Source organism: Rummeliibacillus sp. GQ308 (genome assembly GCF_059759115.1).
In genome coordinates, this window is record NZ_JCAXDQ010000001.1 from 2,120,762 (window position 1) to 2,144,562 (window position 23,801).

The 23,801-nt window shown below is 37.5% G+C and carries 23 protein-coding genes and 1 other annotated feature; of the genes, 12 read left to right on the top strand and 11 right to left on the bottom strand.

Translation table 11 applies throughout. From position 1 onward, the window contains the following. Positions 1-11 precede the first annotated feature (11 nt). Entirely contained in the window at positions 12-497 is a 486-nt protein-coding gene (locus AC6CHJ_RS10650) for a free L-methionine (R)-S-oxide reductase MsrC (protein WP_147196016.1), read from the top strand. Between the two features lie 14 nt (positions 498-511). Here AC6CHJ_RS10650 and AC6CHJ_RS10655 read toward each other — a convergent pair whose 3' ends face one another. Then, entirely contained in the window at positions 512-2,380 is a 1,869-nt protein-coding gene (locus AC6CHJ_RS10655) for a sensor domain-containing diguanylate cyclase (RefSeq protein ID WP_392992704.1), read from the bottom strand. A gap of 392 nt (positions 2,381-2,772) precedes the next feature. On the opposite strand from AC6CHJ_RS10655, the gene rpsD reads away from it, so the two are divergent. Next, positions 2,773-3,375: a 30S ribosomal protein S4 gene (gene rpsD, locus AC6CHJ_RS10660; protein ID WP_066788927.1), complete on the top strand. Its 603-nt coding sequence runs from the start codon at positions 2,773-2,775 to the stop codon at positions 3,373-3,375. An 847-nt stretch (positions 3,376-4,222) separates the two neighbouring features. Next, complete coding sequence (locus AC6CHJ_RS10665; protein WP_392992700.1) at positions 4,223-4,849, top strand: DUF4352 domain-containing protein; 627 nt, start codon at positions 4,223-4,225, stop codon at positions 4,847-4,849. Positions 4,850-4,990: 141 nt separating this feature from the next. Here the strand turns inward: AC6CHJ_RS10665 and AC6CHJ_RS10670 are convergent, their stop codons facing one another. Continuing rightward, complete coding sequence (locus tag AC6CHJ_RS10670) at positions 4,991-5,113, bottom strand: hypothetical protein (RefSeq protein WP_498288447.1); 123 nt, start codon at positions 5,111-5,113, stop codon at positions 4,991-4,993. Positions 5,114-5,585: 472 nt separating this feature from the next. On the opposite strand from AC6CHJ_RS10670, the gene AC6CHJ_RS10675 reads away from it, so the two are divergent. The 3 genes from AC6CHJ_RS10675 (at position 5,586) to AC6CHJ_RS10685 (ending at position 6,957) form a co-directional block, all read left to right on the top strand. After that, on the top strand, positions 5,586-6,095 hold the full coding sequence (locus tag AC6CHJ_RS10675; RefSeq protein ID WP_147196019.1) for a DUF3231 family protein: 510 nt from the start codon (positions 5,586-5,588) through the stop codon (positions 6,093-6,095). Positions 6,096-6,219: 124 nt separating this feature from the next. Next, positions 6,220-6,477, top strand: coding sequence for a transporter suffix domain-containing protein (locus tag AC6CHJ_RS10680; protein ID WP_244946682.1), 258 nt, complete (start codon positions 6,220-6,222; stop codon positions 6,475-6,477). A gap of 174 nt (positions 6,478-6,651) precedes the next feature. Beyond that, positions 6,652-6,957 carry a CotD family spore coat protein gene (locus tag AC6CHJ_RS10685; protein WP_244946683.1) on the top strand — a complete coding sequence of 102 codons (306 nt, stop codon included), beginning with the start codon at positions 6,652-6,654 and terminating at the stop codon, positions 6,955-6,957. A gap of 61 nt (positions 6,958-7,018) precedes the next feature. Here the strand turns inward: AC6CHJ_RS10685 and AC6CHJ_RS10690 are convergent, their stop codons facing one another. The 3 genes from AC6CHJ_RS10690 to AC6CHJ_RS10700 form a co-directional block, all read right to left on the bottom strand. After that, positions 7,019-7,792 (bottom strand): sulfite exporter TauE/SafE family protein, encoded by a 774-nt coding sequence (locus tag AC6CHJ_RS10690; protein ID WP_392992695.1) that lies wholly within the window; start codon positions 7,790-7,792, stop codon positions 7,019-7,021. Positions 7,793-7,873: 81 nt separating this feature from the next. Continuing rightward, positions 7,874-8,170 carry a rhodanese-like domain-containing protein gene (locus AC6CHJ_RS10695; protein WP_066788941.1) on the bottom strand — a complete coding sequence of 99 codons (297 nt, stop codon included), beginning with the start codon at positions 8,168-8,170 and terminating at the stop codon, positions 7,874-7,876. 16 nt (positions 8,171-8,186) lie between these two features. Then, entirely contained in the window at positions 8,187-8,450 is a 264-nt protein-coding gene (locus AC6CHJ_RS10700; RefSeq protein ID WP_147196024.1) for a metal-sensitive transcriptional regulator, read from the bottom strand. A gap of 153 nt (positions 8,451-8,603) precedes the next feature. Here AC6CHJ_RS10700 and AC6CHJ_RS10705 point away from each other — a divergent pair, with 153 nt between their 5' ends. Next, positions 8,604-8,855: a glutaredoxin family protein gene (locus tag AC6CHJ_RS10705; RefSeq protein WP_392992691.1), complete on the top strand. Its 252-nt coding sequence runs from the start codon at positions 8,604-8,606 to the stop codon at positions 8,853-8,855. A 120-nt stretch (positions 8,856-8,975) separates the two neighbouring features. On the opposite strand, the gene tyrS is transcribed toward AC6CHJ_RS10705, so the two are convergent. After that, a complete protein-coding gene (gene tyrS, locus AC6CHJ_RS10710; RefSeq protein ID WP_147196027.1) occupies positions 8,976-10,244 on the bottom strand; it encodes a tyrosine--tRNA ligase in 1,269 nt (422 codons plus the stop codon). A gap of 45 nt (positions 10,245-10,289) precedes the next feature. Beyond that, positions 10,290-10,490: a binding site (T-box leader), on the bottom strand. A gap of 462 nt (positions 10,491-10,952) precedes the next feature. Between tyrS and AC6CHJ_RS10715 the strand changes: the two genes are divergently transcribed. The 4 genes from AC6CHJ_RS10715 (at position 10,953) to AC6CHJ_RS10730 (ending at position 16,390) form a co-directional block, all read left to right on the top strand. Then, the gene (locus AC6CHJ_RS10715) at positions 10,953-13,637 is read left to right on the top strand and encodes a transglycosylase domain-containing protein (RefSeq protein ID WP_249774600.1); all 2,685 of its coding nucleotides are present in this window, start codon (positions 10,953-10,955) and stop codon (positions 13,635-13,637) included. A 290-nt stretch (positions 13,638-13,927) separates the two neighbouring features. Then, positions 13,928-14,560, top strand: a complete 633-nt coding sequence (locus tag AC6CHJ_RS10720) for a GNAT family N-acetyltransferase (RefSeq protein WP_066788955.1) — start codon at positions 13,928-13,930, stop codon at positions 14,558-14,560. Positions 14,561-14,579: 19 nt separating this feature from the next. Next, positions 14,580-15,230 carry an acetoin utilization AcuB family protein gene (locus AC6CHJ_RS10725; protein WP_392992686.1) on the top strand — a complete coding sequence of 217 codons (651 nt, stop codon included), beginning with the start codon at positions 14,580-14,582 and terminating at the stop codon, positions 15,228-15,230. Then, positions 15,227-16,390 (top strand): acetoin utilization protein AcuC, encoded by a 1,164-nt coding sequence (locus AC6CHJ_RS10730; protein ID WP_392995596.1) that lies wholly within the window; start codon positions 15,227-15,229, stop codon positions 16,388-16,390. Before AC6CHJ_RS10725 ends, AC6CHJ_RS10730 begins: the two co-directional genes overlap by 4 nt. Before the next feature lie 51 nt (positions 16,391-16,441). Here AC6CHJ_RS10730 and ccpA read toward each other — a convergent pair whose 3' ends face one another. Next, on the bottom strand, positions 16,442-17,440 hold the full coding sequence (ccpA, locus tag AC6CHJ_RS10735; RefSeq protein ID WP_066788961.1) for a catabolite control protein A: 999 nt from the start codon (positions 17,438-17,440) through the stop codon (positions 16,442-16,444). A gap of 291 nt (positions 17,441-17,731) precedes the next feature. Further along, a complete protein-coding gene (locus tag AC6CHJ_RS10740; RefSeq protein WP_392992683.1) occupies positions 17,732-18,817 on the bottom strand; it encodes a bifunctional 3-deoxy-7-phosphoheptulonate synthase/chorismate mutase in 1,086 nt (361 codons plus the stop codon). A 181-nt stretch (positions 18,818-18,998) separates the two neighbouring features. On the opposite strand from AC6CHJ_RS10740, the gene pilM reads away from it, so the two are divergent. Continuing rightward, a complete protein-coding gene (gene pilM / locus AC6CHJ_RS10745; RefSeq protein WP_392992680.1) occupies positions 18,999-21,149 on the top strand; it encodes a pilus assembly protein PilM in 2,151 nt (716 codons plus the stop codon). Between the two features lie 51 nt (positions 21,150-21,200). Here the strand turns inward: pilM and AC6CHJ_RS10750 are convergent, their stop codons facing one another. From AC6CHJ_RS10750 to murC, 3 genes are all read right to left on the bottom strand, one after another. Further along, positions 21,201-21,746, bottom strand: a complete 546-nt coding sequence (locus tag AC6CHJ_RS10750; protein ID WP_066788967.1) for a YtxH domain-containing protein — start codon at positions 21,744-21,746, stop codon at positions 21,201-21,203. Between the two features lie 16 nt (positions 21,747-21,762). Beyond that, complete coding sequence (locus AC6CHJ_RS10755) at positions 21,763-22,224, bottom strand: DUF948 domain-containing protein (RefSeq protein ID WP_147196039.1); 462 nt, start codon at positions 22,222-22,224, stop codon at positions 21,763-21,765. A 213-nt stretch (positions 22,225-22,437) separates the two neighbouring features. Then, positions 22,438-23,742, bottom strand: coding sequence for a UDP-N-acetylmuramate--L-alanine ligase (gene murC, locus AC6CHJ_RS10760; RefSeq protein ID WP_066788974.1), 1,305 nt, complete (start codon positions 23,740-23,742; stop codon positions 22,438-22,440). Between the last annotated feature and the right edge of the window lie 59 nt (positions 23,743-23,801).

Here is a 23,801-nt window from a genome sequence, read left to right on the forward strand (position 1 = left end):
GAGGTATAGGAATGTTTCAAAAAGTAAATTACAGCGGCGATATTACAGCTCAATATCAATTACTAGCTAAGCAATTGGATGCATTATTAGATGGAGAAATGGATTCCATCTCGAATTTAAGCAATGCTTCAGCTTTACTTAACCAATTTTTAGATAATATTAATTGGTGCGGATTTTATCTTATGAAAAATAATGAATTGCTGCTAGGACCTTTCCAAGGACTCCCTGCATGTGTGCATATCCCGCTTGGAAAAGGCGTTTGTGGTACATCAGCCTCGTCGCGAGAGACGTTAGTTGTAGAGGATGTCAATGCTTTCCCTGGTCATATTGCTTGTGACAGTGCTTCACAATCAGAGATTGTTGTCCCTCTAATCGTTAATGGAGAGCTCTATGGGGTGTTAGATATTGATAGCCCTATAAAAAATAGATTCAGTAACGACGATCAAGCTGGTCTTGAACAGTTCGTTAATGTATTAGTCCGTCATATTCACCTATAATAAAAAGCTGATGCTTAAGCATCAGCTTTTTCATTTATAGGCGGTCCTTGAAAGATGCAATATTTATTTTTCCCTGTATTTTTAGCTTCATAAAGAGCTACATCAGCATTTTTAAAAACACGTTGGTACGTAAACCGTGCATCGCTTCTCCATAATGCGATACCTGATGAAATAGTAACTGGAGGGCTAGTCACTTGTGGTATGCTATTAATAATCTTGCCAACTAAAGCCATTGTTTCATCAAGTCCTTTGTTTGGCAAATAAATGGCCATTTCTTCTCCTCCCCAACGTGCACAAATACCTTGGTTCTCTACCAAACCCTGTAGATGTTTTGCTATCATAAGCAAAGTAACATCACCTGTCTGGTGACCGTACGTATCATTTATCTTCTTAAAATCGTCAATATCACATAAAATAAATGCGCCGAAATCATCTACTTCCATAGAACGTTCGATATATCTTTCTAAATATTTACGAGCATACAGTGTTGTTAAGTGGTCTCTATCAATCATTTCCTGGAGTTGCTCTCTAAGTAGAATATTAGAAATTGCTAATGAAGAATGTCGAATTAAAGACTGCATTAGTTTATAACTATCAAATGAGAAATAGTAAGAGTCCACATGGAATATTGCACAATATCCTTGTACCTTCTCATTTATAATAATAGGGACAACGATCATTGAATTATACTTTGTCTTTTCTGCCACCACTTGGCTAAACTCAGCTATAAAGAGAGGCTCCATACTTTTCTCAAAGTGTGTTGCTATAAATTCTTTGTACACAGAAGCGTTTTCCTCGCAAAAGAAAGCAGCTGTATCTCCCATATATTGATAACCATCATGAGATTTAAAGACAAAGCAAATTTCTGATGGCAAAAAAGATTTCTTTAGTTGCATTGTCAAAAAAGTAATGATTTCTTCCTTATTAAGCTTCATATTTAACCTTTGCGATGTTTCATTGATTAGCTGCAGATCTGCTACTAGGCGATGCGACTGGTGATAAAGTTTTGCATTTTCTAGAGCATTGCCAGATGTCTGTGCTAAATGAGACAAGAATTTCTTTTCTTTTGAGCTAAAATGATAATTAGGTGAAGCAAAAATCTGAAGCACACCATATATGCCTTGCTTTCCAATAATAGGCACATTCAGCAAGTAATTGTTGATATCCTTGGCTTCCTCCGATGTAATCTCTCCTGATACATAAGCTTCAATCGTAGAAGGTCTTTCTAATAAATAATCAAATACCTCTACATCTTCAATTTGTAGTCGGTCTTGGTCATTCGATAAGATCAATTTTGATTTAAATTGTGGAAATGTCCTTTTAATGCTTTGAATCATCGCCTCTAAAATTGTATTAATATTCATAGTGGAATGAAAAATAGCCGTCATTTCATATAATTCCCCATTTAATTTTGCTTCATAAAAGTTTTTCTCTTTACTTATTAGAGACAATATTAGACTAGATAACAACGTTTCTAATTCTTTTACGTAAGGCGTCGAGGCAAAACATTGCCACTCAGGTGTGTTTTCAACAACAATTAAGGCAAAAATATGGTCTTTTTCATCTTTTAGAATGATGACGTCACTATCTATTTTAAGTACTTTATTTATCAGCTTTGCACTTGTTTCAGATAAAGGATGTGTTTCTTCCACATAAGGTGCAATCGAATTAAACGGAAGTGCTTGTAAGGTTGAATTTGGCAATGGACATAATAAGCCGTGTTCTAGCTTTAAATATTCTACTTTTTTCATTTTAAATTCTTGTTTGGCGATCATTTGAAATTCATGAAAATATTCAGTATCTGTCAACGACTGATCTACATGAGCAATCCAAAAATCCAATAGGTAGCTTTTAATGTTTTGTATTATTTGGAGATTTCCCAATATTATATCACCTTTTTCTTTGACCATTATCTAAGTAGTTATGACTATTTCCGAATAAAATAAATAAGTATATTAAACTATTAATAATTAATAATTTATTCCGATAATCTCAATTATAAATCACTGTGTAATTTTTTGCCACTGGATTTCTCAACTATATTTAATTGATTTGCTTGACAGAAAACAGTCCAAATACTACAATATTCTTTGTGTAAAATAAACGCAGCGGTTGTATGGTTTGGTTGTTCATTTTATTCCTCTATTTAATAGACGGTGTATTGGTAACTCTTCGGCTGCATGAGCGAAGATACATGAAAATAAAATGGCAATGGAGCTAAATACAATTGGTTTTTATTTTATGCTAAATAAAAAACCAAAGGAGGAGACTATTAATGTCTCGTTATACAGGTCCATCTTGGAAACTATCACGTCGCTTAGGTATTTCTTTAAGCGGTACAGGTAAAGAAATCGAAAAGCGTCCATACGCTCCAGGTCAACACGGCCCAACTCAACGCAAAAAATTGTCTGAGTACGGCTTACAATTACAAGAAAAACAAAAACTTCGTCATATGTTCGGTATGAACGAACGTCAATTCCACAACCTATTTGTTAAAGCTGGTAAAATGAATGGTGTTCATGGTGAAAACTTCATGATCCTTCTTGAAACTCGCTTAGACAACCTTGTTTATCGTCTTGGTTTAGCTCGCACTCGTCGTGCTGCTCGCCAATTAGTAAACCATGGTCACGTATTAGTTGATGGCAAACGCGTTGATATTCCTTCATACAGCGTTAAACCAGGTCAAGTGATTTCTCTTCGTGAAAAATCTCAAAACCTAGCAATCGTTAGCGAATCAATCGAAGTAAACAACTTCGTTCCAGAATATCTTTCATTCGATGCTGACAAAAAAGAAGGTACATTTGTACGTCTTCCAGAACGCAGCGAATTATCTGCTGAAATCAATGAAGCGTTTATCGTTGAGTACTACTCAAGATAGTCTTTAAAGATTTCAAAAGAACTCTTTTTAAAAGCCTTGTTCCCGTTATATCAACGGTTGCAAGGTTTTTTTGTTTTTCTCTGTTCTCCAATTCTCCCCATAATCACTCGTTTTTTGGGGGATGTACTGGGGGAACTCTTTGATTAATCATCAATATGCAGCTTCAAAAGCACTGGGGGAACCTTCAAACCCTTGATAATACTGTTGGGGGAGCATTAATAAATATTAAAGGCAGGCGAAAAAACGGCATTCCTTAGATAAGTCTAAAAAGTGCCGTTTTTTATATTACTTAATTAATTTTTTCTTTTTCTTCTCGCTCTAGTTCTTCAAGTTTATCCTTCTCTATAAATTAAATGTTTTCCTAGAACTATATTGAGAAATACAACACTCTAATTCTACTACTAGCTTTAGGGCTTTATGTACTTTATCGCTCATATTGTATTTACCAGGTTATAAGATTATAGATTAATCCATTTTACACATAACTTTCTGTCTTCCCTAAGAGACCTATACTTAGTTGTGAGAGCTTCTAGAAATTCTTTTTTTCATCCGGCTCCAGGTCCTCTACTAATTGAAGTACTTGCTCCACTGCTGGCGTAGGTTCCATCTTAAATTTATCTCCTCTAAATGGAGGATTTCTAAAAATTACTCTATATCCCGAGTTTTTATTTTAGTGGAGTAATTGAAACAACATTTCCAAGCTAAAAGACCTTGAATTTCCATTATAATACTTACTCTAGCAAAAAAAACCAAAAAATTATCAAAAAAGTATCAACAAAATGCTAGGTAGTATGGTATATTAAATGCCGGCAATACTTTTAAACTACAAAACAGGAGGATTTACACAATGAAGAAGATTTTTAGTGGTTGTTTAACCATCATAGTAATTTTCATCGTGCTAGGCGTTATTATCGGCGCTTGTAGCAACGATTCTGATGATAAAGCTGATAATACTAATAAAACAGCTACATCAACTGAGAAAAAAGAAGGTAAGAAAGCTGTATCAAAAGATACAACGCAAAAATCAAAGGAAACAAAAAAAGCAAAAGAATATAAAATTGGTGATACAGTCAAAGTTGGTAAAATGCAATATAAAGTAAACTCTATTAGCTTGGCTGACCAAGTCGGACCATCTGCTCTACCAACTAAAGCGAGTGAGAAATTCGTAGTTATCGAAGTATCTGTAAAAAATAATGGTGATAAAGCTGTAACTGTCGATTCGAATTTCTTTAAACTGTTGAAAGAAAATAAAACCTTTGAGGCTGATAGCGCAGGAAGTATGAGTGCAAATCAATCTGAAAGTGGTGATATTGACAATAGCTTTTTCCTTCAAGAAGTCAATCCAGAATCACAAATCTCAGGAAAAGTTGTCTTTGATGTTGCCAACACCGTAGCACAAAGTAAAGACTTAAAACTTCAAGTTCAAACTGGTGTTTTCGGTACTGAAACTGAAGTTATCAAATTAAAAAAATAGCACAAAAATTGACCGCAGAAATGCGGTCTTTTATGTTTATCCTTCATATGAGTCTACTTTAAAATATCCAAGAAGTGAGCCTTAATGAATTTATATTTGACCTTCCCAATAATCGGTTCATCTTGATTAGATACAACAAAACTATACGTTATATTGGTATCCAAAGCTTCGTTCTTTGTATTCTTTTTCTACTTTCTTAATATATTGATATGAAGTTTTTGAATTCATTTTGATTTGTTGCAATCTTTCATTATCCATTTCCATAAAATCAACCCTTAGTTATCTGTTTTAACAAAATAACTTGTTGATAAATAGTTATAAGTCCTTTGATAAAAGGTATGTTATCATATCATCTTTTAGGAAATTTTTTAAAAACTCTATTTTTTCCATTCTCACCTTTACAAATAAGTCTATATACGTTTATATAACTTCTTATTGAGTATATATTGTTTCATAAAAATCCCTCTATACTCATAATAATGTTCATGAAAAAGTTATGTCATTAATGTAAATATGTTATCTAAAACTAATAAAACAACCCTTGTCAAGTTGCCAAATTCAATTTAAATTCAAACTTTATTAATAAATTATCAACCTGAAAAAAATTCTTTTTCACTTGTACCCCTATTCCGGATACAAGCTTTTTTTGTTCCCAAAATAGTATCAATGTATAAATACCATTTGTTTGCACATTCTATTTAAGTCATATTATTAAAATACGAGTGGAGTGTTAAGAATGGGTATGTTAAGCGGAAATCCGAAAGATCAGCCATTAAATTATGGAGAAGCAATCACTATTTGGACGAATTTCGCCACTAATAATGGTTTAATTGCAGCTTACCAAACATTATACAATCATACAGGTGATAAAGAATTAGGCAAACTCCTTGAGGAAGCTATTCAATGCTGCAAAGAAGAAAATGAGCAATTAGAAACTTTGTTGAAAGTGAATGGGATTGCCCTTCCACCAGCACCTCCTGAACGACCAAATGCTAATTTAGAGGATATTCCAGCCGGTGCTAAATTTAACGATCCGGAAATCTGTGCAATGCTTGCTGCAGACACAGCTACTGGATTAATGGCTTGTAGTCAAGCTCTCGGCATGTCCATCAGAGAAGACATCGCCATGATGTACGCTCAGTTCCATATGAAAAAAGGACAATTTGCAGGAAAAGTGCTCAAATTGGAAAAAGAAAAAGGATGGCTTATTATGCCGCCATTGCATTTAAACTACCCAGATGAATAAAAAGAGTTGAGGCTACCACTGGGTAGCCTTCTTTCATTTATAGCTTCACTATTAAACCTTGTGATTTCGCCGGTACTCCTCTATAGTTTTATACATAAACTATAACAACAGGAGGATTCTCGTATTGCCTAAAGAAAAAAAATTCGTTTATAAACTAGGAATTGGACTATTAATCTTCTCTATGATTCTATGGCTAATACCTGTTATGACTCCATTTTTCCCTATCTCAACAAAGTTAAAGGCAGGAATTATAACTAGCGTTCTCATAATTGCAGAAATTATCTTTTGGATTGGTGCTTTGCTCGTTGGGAAAGAAGCAGCCGCAAAGTTCAAAAGTTATTTAAATCCTAACACGTGGAAAAAAGCAAAGAGAAATAAATGAATCATCACATACACATTAAGATATATTGTTGTTTTTTTGCAATGTAAAGTTATCCATTTAGTTTTCAGTTCGGAAAAACCCATAGCATCAATAGGCAAATGACCGCTGTGTTTATTTACAAGTGTCATATCTTATTAAGGACACACACCTTAACACACAAAGGAGGTCATTTGAATGAATAGAAGACATCCTCACCATTGCAATATGCCAATATGCTGCCCACCAAACATGTTACCAGCACAGTATGATCCGCCGCGGGTATCTCCTACACGGCAAATTGTAAGAACTAATATTATTCCTACTGTCGTACCACATATCCATCCAACACATGTAACAACAGTTAATCGGCATGTAATCAACAATCAACACTACTTCCCAGAAACACATTCTGTTGTGGAAGAATGCGTTGAAAATAACACAGTTTGCCCAATGCCAATGCCTCATCCAAGACACCAAATGCATCACAGAGGTCGCTGTTAGTCACTGAATAATGAAAAAAGCTAAGGCGTTTGCTTATAACGTCTTAGCTTTTATTATTCTATTAACCCCAAAATACATCCCACCATATTTTGGCTGCTGTTATGATTAGAAGGCCAGCGAACGTCCACTGTAATTTTTGAACAGACAATTTTTTACTAATTCGAACACCAATAGGCGCACCAATTAAACCAGCAATCGCCAGCCAAATTGCCAATCGATAATCAATGCTATGTGATAATATTTTTCCAATGATGGTGCCTATAGAAGATAAAAAGGTTATGGCAAGAGATGTCGCCATAGCTGTACGTGTTGGAATTCGGATGACTTGAATCATTAGAGGGACAAAGAGAAATGCTCCTCCTGCTCCTATCATACCTGCAACAAAGCCGACGATAATACCTGTAGCAACAGCTAATACACCTGTCACATTTTTCGCCCATCCATTTTCCCCTGCATCCTTCTTAGGAAGAAACATCATCAATACTGCAACAATAGCTAGAATGCCATATAACATATTTAAATATGTATCAGGTACTTCCTTGGAGACTAATCCGCCCATAAAACCACTGACTAACGCAGGAAGCCCTATTAGCCATATAAGATTACCTCGCAGAGAACCATCATTTTTATGTGTCAATATACCGCTCAATGTTGAGAAAAATACTTGAAATGCCGTTAAGCCGGATACCTCTAACGAAGTAAATTTTTCGAAACCAAGCAAGGGTGGTACGAAAAATAATAAAGGGTACATCACAATGGCCCCACCGACACCTACTAACCCTGAAAAAAAGGAACCGATAATCCCAAGTATCATTAATACAACGATTAGCCCCATTCTTCCCCTCCTATTCTCATATTAACTACAAGCCAAAAAGGGCACGCGGATTGCATACCCTATTTCCATCTATATAGCTAGCTATTCAATAGGACCGTCCCAAGCCAACATTCCGCCTTCCATATTGACCGCTTGGAATCCCTGTTCCTCCAAATATTGAGTTGCTTGTCCACTTCGATTGCCTGAACGGCAAACCATAATATATTCCTTATTTTTGTCTAATTCATTTAGATTTTCTGGTAATGTGCCTAGCGGAATCTCTTTTGCTGTACTAATTTTCCCAGAAGCTATTTCCTCAGGTTCACGTACATCAATAAGAGAAAGTGCTTGTCCTTCAGCTAATTTTTTTGCTACTTCACTTGGTGTAATTGTTTTCATGACTATCTCCCCTTTATTATCTACTTTTTACTAATAATTCAACCGCTTCTTTAATCAACGCTTCTGAATCCTTGCCGTTTGAATTTTTTTCTTCTTTCATACAATGTACTAAGTTGGTGCTCACAATCAGACCAATAGTACGGTCTATAGCTGAACGAGAGGCTGAGAGTTGCGTAATGACATCCTTACAATCCTTATCTTCCTCAATCATTCGCAGAACACCTCGTAGCTGCCCTTCAATCCTTTTTAAACGGTTGCGAATTTGATCATTATATTCCATATACTCACCTCACAGGAACTTCTATTCATATGCTTTATAATATACCCAGAGAGGTATCAAATCAAGAAGAACAGATTTATTCCTCTTGCATTATAATACCCTATGTTGTATAGTTTATATACCTATTAGGGTATAATCAAGGAGGAAGATATAATGAAACTTGATATAACGATATACTCTACATCGAATTGTGGTTATTGCGAATTGATGAAAAGTTTTTTGCAGGATCAAAATTTACCCTATAAAGAAGTCCACATTGGCAACAATCCAGACGTGGCACAATTTTTAATGCAAAAAACCGGTCGACTAGGAGCACCACAGACTTCTATAAATGGTGAATGGGTGCTAGGATATGATCCGAATACAGCAAGCCGCGTTATTAACAGATTTAAAAGATTTTCTTAAATAGATTTGCAAAAAAATAAGTTTAAACAATGTATTGAATCAAGCTACACACATTACTTCTAAAATTATAAAACCGCAATGTTGGGAATTACTGAACTTTTCCCCATTGCGGTTTCTTTTTTAATTAAATTTCACCATATGATATTTCTTTTTACCTCTACGAATGATAGCAAACGCATCTTCCATACGATCTTTTGCATCGACTACATAGTCTAGATCCTTTACTTTTTCCCCGTTAATTGAAATAGCGCCATTTGTAACATCTTCACGTGCTTGGCGTTTAGAAGAAGAAATGTTTGCTTCAACTAATAGATCGACAATATTTTTTTCTTCTTTTTGCAATTCAACTGATGGTACGCCTGAAAAAGCAACTTTCATTTCGTCTGCTGAAAGTGATTTCAAATCACCAGAGAACAATGCAGCAGTAATGCGAAGTGCTTGGTCTAACCCTGCTTCTCCATGGATAAGCTTTGTCATTTCCGCAGCCAATGTTTTTTGAGCCTCGCGAAGATGCGGCTCTGATTCCACTTTCTCCGCCAACGATTCAATATCTTCCCTGCTTAGGAACGTAAAGATTTTTAAATACTTAATCACATCAGCATCCGCAGTATTCAACCAGAATTGATAAAATTCATAAGGAGACGTTTTTTCAGGATCAAGCCATATCGCTCCCCCTGCTGTTTTACCGAATTTCGTCCCATCTGATTTGGTTACTAATGGAATTGTAAAACCGAACGCTTTTGCTTCTTCGTCATGCGTTTTACGAATTACTTCAAGGCCTGTTGTAATATTACCCCATTGATCAGAACCACCAACTTGGATTTTAACATTGTAATGATCATATAAATGGTTAAAATCCAGCCCTTGAATCAAGGTATACGTAAATTCAGTAAATGACAATCCAGATTCTAAACGAGAAGCAATAGTATCTTTGCTTAGCATGTAATTGATGTTGATTAACTTGCCGTAGTCGCGTAAGAATTCAATTGTACTTAATTTTCCAACCCAATCGTAGTTATTAACAAGTTTTGCGCCATTTTCACCTTCAGAGAAGTCAAAAATTTGTTCTAATTGTTTTTTAATCCCTGCTACGTTGTTATCAATTTGTTCAGCTGTCAAAAGACTACGTTCTGATTGTCTTCCGGATGGGTCGCCAATCATACCAGTTGCGCCGCCAACTACCAATATTGGTCTATGTCCAGCTTGTTGGAAGCGACGAAGAGTTAACATAGGTACAATATGGCCGATATGCATCGAGTCAGCAGTCGGATCAACGCCTACATATAAAGAAACACTCTCTTCAGTCAATAACTTTTCCATGCCTTCCTCATCTGTTTGCTGATATAGCAATCCTCGCCATTGTAAGTCTTCTAGTAGTGCATTTGTCATCTTTTTCCCTCCTAATAAAAATAAAAACGCCCCTGCATTTAAAAATGCAGGGACGTTAATTACTAATTTAACGCGGTACCACCCAGCTTGAAGATTTTCATCTTCCGCTTAAATCGCTTTATCGCAGCGGCTGCGTTCTTGCTCCCCATGTGTAATTCACGTCCATACTATGACTAGCTTGCACCAACCGCTAGCTCTCTAAACAGGAAATATGGCCATTACTCAGGCATGCTTCATCGCAAGAATATATTAATGACTATTTTACTGCATTTTAAGTTGTTGTCAATAAGTAATCTTGTCGTTGATTCGACTTATGGTATAATAGACAATATTTTAAAAGGTTATAAAATAGCACTTTTGATTATTGCTTGTATACTAAAATATTTGTATAAATACATAAAGAAAGAGATAGACTATATAAAATGATACTTCACCAGTCTGCATTAGGCAGACGTACAAAGAATAGTATTCTTTATTATGTTCTTTTTTATACAAAAACATTAGAATCATAGCAAGTAATTGTGCCTATAACCTGGACTTCTTAGTACAACAGATGCTACCGAGGTAGCCTTTGGATGGGCACTATTATAGCAGTAGTGCGCATTTCTTTTGGAATTCATACTATAAAAGGAGGTAGGCCTCTTGCTAAAAGTGAATCATCTAACAATTGATATGACTTTTTAGCATTGGTCGCGTGTGATTGAAAAAATGAAAGAATGGATAGCCACTATAAATCAAAAGCTTGATCAATTAGCCGAGAAAACAGGGATGAAGTATTTCCGTATTACTTCTAGTGTCATTTGGAATTTATTTTTGATCTTCATTCTGTTTGTTGTGATGGGGCTGGTATTTGTCGGCTCGATTGGCGCTGGCTACTTCGCTTCGCTTGTAAAGCATGAGCCGAATATGCCAAAAAGCGAAATGCGACAAGCAATCTTTAATTATGAGGAGACGAGTACCCTCTATTTTGCTGGCAATAAATATTTAGGAAAAATGAGGACTGACCTTGAGCGTCAAAGAACAACGCTAGACAAAATATCTCCTTATGTTATTGATGCAGTGCTTGCAACAGAAGATGAATACTTCTATCAGCACAATGGAATTGTACCGAAAGCAGTATTACGAGGTGTTTTTCAAGATGTTAGCAACTCGTCTACCCAAACAGGCGGTTCAACTCTAACACAGCAATTAATCAAAAACCAAATACTTACAAATGAAGTGTCCTATGAACGGAAGGCGAAAGAATTACTATTAGCTATGCGTTTAGAACACTTTATGTCAAAGGATGAAATATTACAGGCCTATTTGAATGTTATTCCTTATGGTCGGAATGCCAGTGGACGGAATATTGCCGGCATTGAAACAGCAGCACAAGGTATTTTTAATAAAAGTGCTAAAAAACTAAACCTAGCTCAATCAGCTTATATCGCAGGGATTCCACAATCACCTTACGCGTATACACCATTCACACAAAAAGGTGTGTTAAAAGATAAAGAAAACCTACGCCTAGGTATTAATCGGATGAAAACTGTATTGTACAGAATGAACGATACAGGCTATATAACTGATAAGCAGTACAAAAAAGCATTAAAATATAATATTGTGAAAGACTTTAGGAAGCCTGAAGTACAAGCAGAAGAAAAGTATCCTTATGTTACGTATGAAATTGAATATAGAGCCAAAGAAATTATGGCACGAATTTTAGCTAAAAAAGATGGTATCGATACAAATCGACTAAAGAATGAAGACAAACTAAAAGAGAAATACACCATTTTAGCTGACCGTGAACTGAGGTCAAAAGGCTATAAAATTTATTCAACTATCGACCAAAAAATGTATGATCATATGCAAGAAGTTAAAAATAATTTCCCGTATTATGGTCCAACACTTAGCACCCAAAAAACTGACCAAGAAACAGGTAAGGTTAGCACTACCCCAGATCCTGTTCAAGTAGGTAGTATTGTGATAGAGAATAAAACAGGTAAGATTCTCAGCTTCGTCGGTGGTCGGGATCATAATATTAAAGAGGTCAACCATGCATCTCGAACTACTCGCTCAAATGGTTCGACAATGAAACCTTTGCTCGTCTATGCACCTGCCATTCAATATGGCTTGATTGGAGCTGGAAGTCCGGTTCCTGACGTGAAATTCCAAATTGGTGTTGGGGAAAATGCATATAAGCCTACAAACTATACAGAGACAGATGAACGCGGTTTGATATCTGCCCGGGAAGCATTAAAAGACTCTCAAAACTTGCCTGCTGTCCGTTTGTACGCAAAAATTATGAATCGGAAACCTATGGAGCTATTAAAGAAAAACGGGATTACAAGTATAGCACCATCTGATTATACGGCTTATGCAGCTGCACTCGGGGGCATAGCTAATGGTATATCTGTTGAGGAAGACACAAATGCATATGCTACTTTTGCTAATGGAGGAAAGTTTGTTGATGCATATATGGTCAGCAAGATAGTTAATAATGAAGGCAAAGTAGTGTATAAACACAAAGTAAAATCTAAACGAGTTTATAGTGATCAAACATCCTATATTACAACTGATATGCTTCGCGATGTATTAAAATCAGGCACCGGAACAACCGCCAATAGCAATTTGAAATTCAGAGCAGACTTTGCAGCAAAAACAGGTACTTCAACAAACTATAATGATGTTTGGTTTGTAGGTTATAATCCTGACATTTCCTTAGGTGTTTGGATGGGGTATGATCAACCACAAACATTAAATCAAGGCAATGCTGTTTATGGCATTCCAAGTACACGTGTAAACTTATTATGGGCTCGCCTAATGAATGCCTTGTATGATACAAACCCAGGTCTTGCAACTGCAGGAGGAAAAACATTTAAGCAACCTACTGGAGTAGTCAGCCGAACATTCTGTGGCTATACAGGGAATGCTCTTACATCTGCATGTGCTGGACACTCAAGAACCGATTTATTCAATGCAAATGTGATGGTACCCGGACCTGAAACTGGTTTTTCTGGTGGTCGCTTATCGGATACATTTATCCAAAATATGTTGGCTCCGTTTGGCGGGGATCCTTCAAAAATCTATGGACCTAAACCATTGAAAGAAAAGAAATCACAAACGCAAAATCGCTCAGCAAACAAGCCAAATAGCAATTCTCAATCAACACAGTCTACGACACGAAACAAACAAAATACTCAACAGAATAACAATTCCTCTACTAGCAATTCAGAGGATAAGTCTATCGGCCAAGGCAGCAGCCAATCAAATCAAACGGGTCAAACAAATCCAAATAAAGATAAAGACAAAGATAAAGACGAAAATGCGTCAAATAACAATCAAAATAACTCAAACAATGCATCAGACGACAAAAAAGATGACGGCCACAAAACTGAGCCAGATGATGATTAAAAAGCAAAAAAAAGCATTTCAACCGCTCCCATACGGTGAAATGCTTTTTTGCTGTTCATGAATCCATAGAAAGCGGATGCAGACCAGCTCTATAAATACCCCTTTAGTTGAACTTTCTCCCTCCAACCATCTTTTATTATAGTACATTTTTACAAGAATATTAATTCTTTTTTGTAGATTGCACAAATTCCCCTTTCTGAAATCATCCATACAATATTCTTAATTCCTCCGTTTTTTTCTGCTTTAGTCATGTATAATACTTATAATAACTCACTGAAGGTGGTGAATGAATGGAACACATCCGGCGTTATCATGCGAGAGAACTAGACACAGCGCATGGCAAGATTATAATTGAAGGCCCTGTCCCGCCAGAGGAATTACAAAAACTTTCATTCCATCAAGATTTGACGGCTTTTCGGACACCTGAAAAACAATTTGCTGCTATTATAGAAATAGCGAAACGACCAGAGGGCCGAATGATGATTGCTCGGTTGGATAATACAATTATCGCATACGCCACATTCCTTCATCCAGATCCATTAGAAAGATGGTCGGAAGGCAATTTAGAAAACTTAATAGAATTAGGCGCCATAGAGGTCGCCTCAGAATATCGAGGAAATCGGATCGGCAAAAGCCTGCTTCAGGTGTCGATGCTTGATGATATGATGGAAGATTATATAGTCATTACGACGGAATATTATTGGCATTGGGATTTAAAGCGTACAGGGCTTACAATCTGGCAATACCGAGACATGATGATTAAGATGATGCAGGCAGGCGGGCTAGAGGTTGCTGCAACGGATGAGCCTGAGATTGCCTCACATCCTGCCAATTGTTTGATGGTTCGAATCGGCAAACGTGTGGACCAAACATCGATTGATAGATTTAATTCCTTACGCATAGTCAATCGCTATAACAAGTGATACCTAAAGGGGTGACCATATGTTAATTGAAGAGATTATGAATAAACAAGTACTGACATTACAGCCTACTAACACGATGGCAGATGCTGCAAAGCTTATGAAAGAAAGTAAGATTCGCCATGTGCCAGTTGTAGATGAGAATGGAAAACTCTTAGGCTTAGTAACAGAAAGAGACTTAAAAAATGCATTACCTTCTTCCCTATTAAAAGATGGTGACACATCACTTTATCACCGAACATTGGATCAAATAATGATAACAAACCCTATCATTGGGCATCCTCTAGACCTTGTTGAAGAGGTAGCCCTTATTCTTTATGAGCATCGCATCGGCTGCTTGCCAATCGTCAGCAAAGGAGAACTGGTTGGCATCATCACAGGAACAGATTTACTTTACACTTATATTGAAATTACGGGTGCGACTAAGCCAAGCTCACAAATGGAGATACGAGTCCAAGACCGAATCGGCGCGCTACACGAAGTTACCAAAATTTTTGCTAATCATCACGCAAGTATATTAAGTGTTTTAATCTATCCGGATTCGAAAGACGATGAAAATAAAATATTGTCTATTCGGCTAAAAATAATGAATCCGCTTCCAATTATTGATGAGCTACGCAAGGAAGGATTTGATGTGCTATGGCCCAATATTCCAACCAAATCTCGCCAATGAAAAAAGCGGTATTCGTATACTCACCTGAACAGTTGGATTATAAATTCTCTGAAACACATCCTTTCAATCAGAAGAGGCTTGAACTTACAGTAGACCTTTTGAAAAGCTTTCATGCGTTAGATGATGAGGATATCATAACTCCTCGCGATGCAACAGATGAGGAGCTTTTGCTTGGACATGATTCGCGCTATATTGAAGCCGTAAAAATGGCAGGGCATGGTCATCTAACAGCAAAGCTTGGAGAGCCTTTTGGTATCGGAACAGAAGATACGCCGATTTTTCAAAATATGCATGAAGCCAGTTCTAAAATTGTCGGCGCTACATTGACAGCCTGCGACTTTGTCATGCAAGGCAAATCACAGCACGCCCTTAATCTCGGTGGCGGACTACATCATGGTTTTAAAGCGCGGGCTTCTGGATTTTGCATTTATAATGATAGTACAGTCGCTATTAAATATATGCAGCAAAAGTATAACGCACGTGTTTTATATATAGATACCGATGCCCACCATGGTGATGGCGTGCAATGGAGCTTTTATGACGACCCCAACGTTTGTACAGTTTCTATCCATGAAACGGGGCGCTACCTGTTCCCTGGTACCGGGGCTGTAACTGAACGTGGCAATGGATCTGGATATGGGACATCCTTTAATTTTCCGATAGACGCCTTCACTGAGGATGAATCTTTCTTAGATGTTTATCAAACAGCATTAAAGGAAATTACGGCGTATTTTAAACCTGATGTCATTCTTTCTCAAAATGGAGCCGATGCTCATTATTTTGACCCATTAACACATCTATGCGGTACAATGAATATCTATAGAGAAATACCTAAGCTAGCCCATGAACTGGCACATGAATTCTGCGATGGTAAATGGATTGCAGTTGGCGGTGGAGGATATGATATCTGGCGCGTAGTACCAAGAGCTTGGTCCATGGTTTGGACAGAAATGACGGACAAGGGTACACCAATAGGCAACATCCCTCAATCTTGGCTCGACCAGTGGCAAAAAGAATCCCCTGTACGCCTTATTCCAACTTGGGATGATCCGGAAAATATGTATGATTCGATTCCACGCAAAGCTGAGATTAGTGAAAAGAACCAACAAATATTAGATAAAGCACTATATCAAATACGCACAAAACAAAACTCTCATTAATATAAAAAAGACGCATTCCCTATTAGAGAATGACGTCTTTTTCTTTACACACTATTTAGTAGAATTTCTTTCAATCATGCGATATGGCAATATAACTTGGCCATCTTCTACATTTTCTTTGTTCATGTATTTTGTTAATAAACGCATCGATACAGCTCCGATGTCATACAAAGGAAGAACAACGCTAGTTAATTGTGGTCTTACCATACGTGCAAGCTTTGAATTCTCAAAGCTGATGACTTCATAGTCCTCTGGCACACTCTTGCCTAGATCCTGTGCTCCATGGATGATGCCAATGGCCAATTCATCGCTTCCAGCGAAAAAGGCAGTTGGTGGATCGGCTAGTTGGCTAAGTGTTTCAAAATCCTCCAAACCGCTATCGTATGAATCCTCAGTTGCAATAACAAGATCTTCATCTAATGCAATGCCCTCTTCTTCTAAGGCCTTCTTATAACCTTCAAACTTAAATTTTTTATTAATGGTTGAAGAGAAAGGTCCAGATATATAGGCGATGCGGCGGTGGCCATTGGCAATTAGATGTTTCACCGCTTCATAGGCCGCTTGCAAATAATCAATATTGACAGATGCTATTTCCTTCATCTCGTCTAATGTACCTGCAAGTACGATTGGGACAGGTGAATGGCTCATTTTATTTTGCAGCTCTTCGCTTACTTGGTCGCTCATCATCACGATCCCATCAACTTGTTTGCCATACATATTATCTAGCAGCTGCAACTCCTTCTCTTCCCTTTGGTCAGAGTTAGATAAGATAATATTATAACGATACATAGTCGCGATATCTTCTATTCCTCTCGCTAATTCAGCATAGAAAACATTTGAAATATCAGGGATAATAACGCCTACAGTTGTCGTCTTTTTGCTTGCTAATCCACGCGCTACTGCGTTTGGTCTATATTCTAAGCGTTCGATTACATCGAGGACTTTTTTTCTTGTTGTGGGTTTCACATTTGGATTGCCATTGACCACGCGTGAAACCGTAGCCATCGAAACATTTGCTTCGCGTGCTACATCATATATTGTAACGGTCAATTTTTTGCCTCCTTCTTTATGTCGTGTTAACAGACAGTATAACCTTTCGCTTTGATAAAAAGTCAACTGCACATCACTGCCCGTTTGGGTCCTCCAATACACAGTGAAAGCAGAATATTCTTCCGCTATGTAATGCTACACTTTGTTATACCCTCTATAATACGATAGAATGAAAACGTTTTTCAAGAAATTAAAAACGACGACTCAACTAACGAATCGCCGCTTGTCTTTAAAAATAGGTAAGATTGTATCCAATCTAAGTAGTGGCACTGCTTGCCATTCCATTATTTATTACTTTTCGATTTGATAATTTTTCATGAACTGTTGCATTTCATTGTAGAATTCATCAAATTGCGGAATACTCATTTGCTGCTGTGAATCTGACAAAGCAACAGCTGGATCTGGATGAACTTCTGCCATAACACCGTCTGCTCCAATCGCAATGGCAGCTTTTGCGCAAGGCAATAGCAAATCACGACGTCCAGTGGAATGCGTAACATCCACTAATACTGGCAAATGTGTTTCCTGTTTCAGAATAGGAACAGCTGAGATATCCAATGTGTTGCGAGTTGCTTTTTCATATGTGCGGATACCGCGTTCACAAAGAATGATTTGGTCGTTCCCTTTAGAAATAATATATTCAGCTGCATTGATAAATTCATCGATCGTAGCGGCAAGACCGCGTTTTAATAGCACAGGTTTCTTCGTTTCACCAGCGGCTTTTAACAATTCAAAGTTTTGCATATTACGCGCACCAATTTGAATAACATCTATATAATCAAGCGCCTCATCCAAATGTGCTGGCGTAACAATTTCAGAAACCACACCTAGACCATATTTAGTCCCTACTTCTTTTAGGATTTTTAGCCCTTCTAAGCCTAACCCTTGGAAATCATAAGGAGAAGTACGTGGTTTATATGCCCCGCCTCGCATTAATTTTAATCCTTTATGACTGATAGCCTCTGCCACAAGGGCCGTTTGTTCATATGACTCTACTGCGCAAGGGCCAAATACGAATGTTGGTGAGCCCTGGCCGACTGTTTCGCCATTAATCGTTACAATCGTATCCTCTTTCTTCTGCTTCCGTGAAACTAACAGTTCTTTCTTATGATCAGTCTCTTGAAGCTTCAATGCAGATTTGAAGATTTCCTTAAAGATATGTTCAACAGTCCCTTGGCTCAGCGGACCATCGTGATGTTCTTTTAATAGATTTAACATATGCCGTTCACGAAGGGGATCATAACGGTTGACACCTTGTTTCTCTTTAATTTTTCCAATCTCTTGAACTACTTCAGCACGTTCATTGATTAAACGTAATATCTCAAGGTTTAATTCATCAACGCGGTTACGCAGGTGATCTAAATTTTGATGACTCATGCCGTTTCTCCTCTCTCCCGTGTATCCAGACCTTTCAGAAGTCTGAAAACTATGATACATTTTATGATAATAGGATTATTATAATCGTTTTTAATATGAATGTCACGCATATTTTCTTTAACGCTTCAACGCGATAAAGTTATTCTTACTTATATTCATTTTTTGGAAAGGTTGTGTGTATGTGTTTAGTAAATTTTTTGCGTTAGATATCGGCACCCGCTCCGTTGTCGGCATTATTCTTGAACAACAGGGCGAACAGTTCCATGTTGTTGATTTAATTTCAAAGGAGCATAAGGAACGTGCCATGGTAGATGGCCAAATACATAATGTGATTCATGTCTCTTCTGTTATAAAAGAAATTAAAGAAGAATTAGAGGAAATACATGGTCCTCTTCTTAAAGTAAGTGTAGCTGCAGCAGGAAGAGCCTTAAAAACAGAGCAGGCCTCAACAAAGCTTAATTTAATCAACCGTCAGCCTCTTACAGAAGATGATATTCATCGTCTTGAATTAGCAGCTGTACAATTAGCAAGCCAGCAGTTACTAGAGCATAAAGAACAAAAGAAAGGCAGTCATTATTATTGCGTAGGTTACTCTGTTTTATACTATCGGTTAGATGGCCAAGAAATTGGTAGCCTGCTAGATCAGCAAGGAGAAGAGGCAGAGGTAGAAGTCATTGCGACTTTCCTTCCTAGAGTCGTAGTCGAATCGTTAATTGCTGCTTTAAAGCGCGCAGATTTAGAAATGGAAGGCCTTACGTTAGAACCGATTGCAGCAATCAATGCGCTAATCCCCTCTACAATGCGTCGATTAAATATTGCATTGGTTGATATAGGAGCAGGCACTTCTGATATCGCTATCACAAATAAAGGAACTGTTGTAGCATATGGCATGGTACCAACTGCCGGAGATGAGATTACAGAAGCCTTAAGCGATCATTATATACTGGATTTCCCTGTTGCAGAAGAAGTGAAAAGAGCCTTATCAACACAGGAAGAAGTGCTGATTGCTGATATTCTTGGTTTTGAGCAAAGCTATCCGAAAGAAGAAATCGTTGATGTCTTGCGCCCTGCTGTCACATCGCTTGCGGAAGCTATTGGCCAAGAGATTTTTCATTTAAATAATCATACTCCCCCAAAAGCAATACTTCTGGTAGGGGGTGGAAGCCTGACTCCCGAGATCACGACCGAAATCTGCAAATTCCTTCAGATTCCTTCTAATCGTGCTGCTGTTCGTGGAATTGATGCGATTCAAAAATTGACATTTGAAGAACATGTGTCGGCTTCACCTGAGCTAGTGACACCTATTGGTATTGCGATGGCTGCAAAAAATACACCGATCAGGTACATGTCTGTCGAAGTGAATCAGCAAACAGTCCGCTTATTCGAGCTAAAAGAAATGACCGTTGCAGATGCCTTGCTATCTGCCAATATCAATATTAATCGACTATACGGAAAGCCTGGACTAGCCATGTGTGTCAATGTAAATGGGCAGGATATATTTGTACCCGGCGGTCACGGCGAACCGACTGAGATCATTGTAAATAACGAAAAAGCGAGTATCAAAAAACCAATTAAAAATGGTGATAGCATATATTTAATCGAAGGTAAAGATGGAGAAGCCGGTACTGCTACCATTGCAGATATTATTGAGTATAACGGTCCAGCGAAAATAACTATAAATGATAGTTTGCATGAAATCGAGCCAAGCATTAGATTAAATACACAAAACGCAGATGTCGCTGCAAGCCTATCAGATGGAGATGTTTTGGTATTTGACCATTCCCATACCATAGAAGAGTGTTTACGACTAACGGGACAAAGTCATCTCGTCCAGTGGCTAGTGCCATTCCCTATTTCATTGGATGGACAATCCTATACTATCCAAAATGCTGAAGGTTCAATTTTAGTCAACAATCTTCCTGCATCCATCCAGTCTAAAGTGAAAGACGGCGATGTGATTCATATTAAGAAGGGAGAGTGTCCCTCGGTACAAACTGTAATGGCGCAGATGAATCTTTTGTCTGCTAAACAGATAACTGTATCCTTTCAACAGAGAGAGGTACGATTAGAAAAAGAATGCTATCAAGCTATCGTTAATGGTGAACCTGTTCCCTTTACAACACAATTAAATAGAAACGATCATGTAGAGTTAAAAGCAATCCAACTTGACTCCTTTAAATTCCGTGATGTGTTTCGATATGCTGATTGGAAAATGCCCGAACAATTCAAGGGCACATTTACACTTCTTCGAAATAACCAACCTTCTACTGTAGAAGCAGAGATATTTGGGGGAGATCAATTATCTATTCAGTTAGTTCCTGCTGTGAATTAAAAAACCTGAAGCATAAAAAATACGCCAGAGTAATTAACTCTGGCGTATTTTTTATTTTTTCTGAGATTCTTCTATTGCTGACATTGCTTCTTCTACAGCATTGCTTACTGCCGTAGGTTCATTGTTTTCTGATTCATACTCAGCAATTGTTTTCTCCATTGTTTCCATAATATCAAGCGGCTCTTCACCTTCTGAAGAAACAGTTCCATCATCAAGCGGCGGAGTAGCAGCTGGTTTCAATGATTTCACCTTATCAACCAATTGGCCAGATTGCACTTGGACTTTTTTAGAAATCTCTGCTGTTTTTTCTTTTGCAGAGTTTGTAATGCCAGCACTTTTTTCTTTTAATTGGCCTGCTTGTACTACTACATCGTTGCGAAGCTCTTTACCTGCTTTTGGAGCTAAGAATAAAGCTGCTGCAGCCCCTACAATACCGCCGACAAAAGCACCGATGACAAAGTCTTTCATATTGACGCTGTCTTCATCTACCGCGTATAAAGCGTCCGAACGTGATTCATAGGGTTTTGGCAAATATGTTTGATCCTGATTCTCATAACCTATTTTTCTTACGTCGCCATAATTTGGTTTTTGTTCCATCAAAAGTAGCCCCCTTTTAGATATTACGATTATTACTTGTTGCTGCATCATCATAGATGGTATTCGCAGCTTTTTGCTTTTTCATTTGTGCACGAATGCCTAAAACAGCATTTCCCCATTGAATAACTTGTGCGATTTGCTCACTATTTCTTGAGACATTCGTGTTAACAGAAGAAGTGACATGTTTAACTGAATCACTTAATCCTTTCACTGAATCTCCAAATCCTTTAACTGCTGTTACAACAGAATTCAATTCTTGTGATTTCACTTGAATATCAGCAGCAAGTAGATTTGTTTTTTCTAGTAGGTTTGTAGTTTCTCGTGTAATGCCTTGCATTTGTCCTTCGATGCCAGCCATTGTACCAGCAACATGATCCATTGTTTTCTTCAAGGCGCCTAGTGTCTTAGCTAAACTAATGCACAAAATAAGAATTCCTATTCCCACTAGCAACGCAGCGATGTATAAAATGACAATCATTTTTAAACCCTCCATTTCTGTATATATTGGATTTTTCCACAAAATAAGTGTATTTAAACATCACTTACCTAATTACATTCTACAAACTTTCTTGAACTCCTGCCAGTTAAAACTCTAACTAAGCTGATAAAAGAGCCAATTGCCTTATATATAACCGCTTTTAACCATAAAAAAACCGCAGAAACAGAAAAGTCTGTACTGCAGTTTTCTTTACTATGCTTCTTGTAAAAGTTCTTCGAATGCGGTCTGGAATTTATGTATATCTCCAGCTCCCATAAATAAAAATACCGCATTTTCATGGCTTAACAATTCGTTGATGTTTTCTTTGTTTAACAAATGGCTTTCCTCAATTAAGTTCGCCAAATCCTCGATTGATAAGGCGCCTCCCTTTTCACGAGCTGAGCCAAAAATATCACACAAATAAACACAATCTGCCCCGCTTAAGCTGTCAGCAAAATTCTTTAAGAAAGCTTGCGTACGTGTAAACGTATGAGGTTGGAAAATTGCAATCAGCTCTTTATTAGGGTACTTCTGGCGGGCTGATTCTATGGTCGCACTAATCTCAGTTGGATGATGCGCATAGTCATCGATTAATATGCGGCTTCCTCGTTCTGTTTCAGTAAAGCGGCGTTTTACTCCATGATACGTATGCAGTCTCTCTTGAATAAGGGCTGCTGGAATACCTTCATAATGGCAAAGCGAAATAACAGCCAATGTATTTAAGATTGTATGATCTCCGTACATTGGAATGAAGAATTTACTATAGTATTCATTGCGAACATACACCTCAAAAGATGTACCTTCTGTTGTTTTTTCTACATTGCGTGCTTCAAAGTCATTTTGTGAGCCAAAACCATAATATACAACTGGAACATTGGCTTGAATTTTTTGTAAGTACTCATCGTCACCACAAGCGACAATCGCCTTTTTCACTTGCAATGCCATTGATTGGAATGCACTAAATACATCATCAATATCCTTATAATAATCTGGATGATCGAAATCTATATTTGTCATTACTGCATAATCTGGATGATAAGCTAGGAAATGGCGCCTATATTCACAGGCTTCCATAACAAAGTTCTTAGCATCTTTCATTCCTCCACCAGTACCATCTCCTATAAGATAAGATGTAGGAGTAGCTCCTTCCAGTACATGAGCCATTAAACCGGTTGTAGATGTTTTACCATGAGCTCCCGTAATAGCAATGGAAGTAAATTTTTCCAAATATTCGCCCAAAAATGTGTGGTAGCGTATTACTTCCAAGTTCATTTCCTTTGCCCGTATAATTTCTGGATGGCTATCTGGAAAAGCATTTCCCGCAATAATAGTCATCCCTTCCTTAATATTATCAGGGTCAAACGGCAAAATTGTAATATTTCGTTTTCTTAGCGGTTCTTCAGTAAAGAAATGTTTTTCAATATCAGACCCTTGCACAGATTCACCTGAATCGAATAATATTTGTGCAAGTGAACTCATTCCTGAACCTTTAATACCTGTAAAATGATAAACTGTCATGTTGAAACCTCCCGGGAAAGTCTCCTTACCCTTGAATAATCAAATCTTTGTAACGGCTC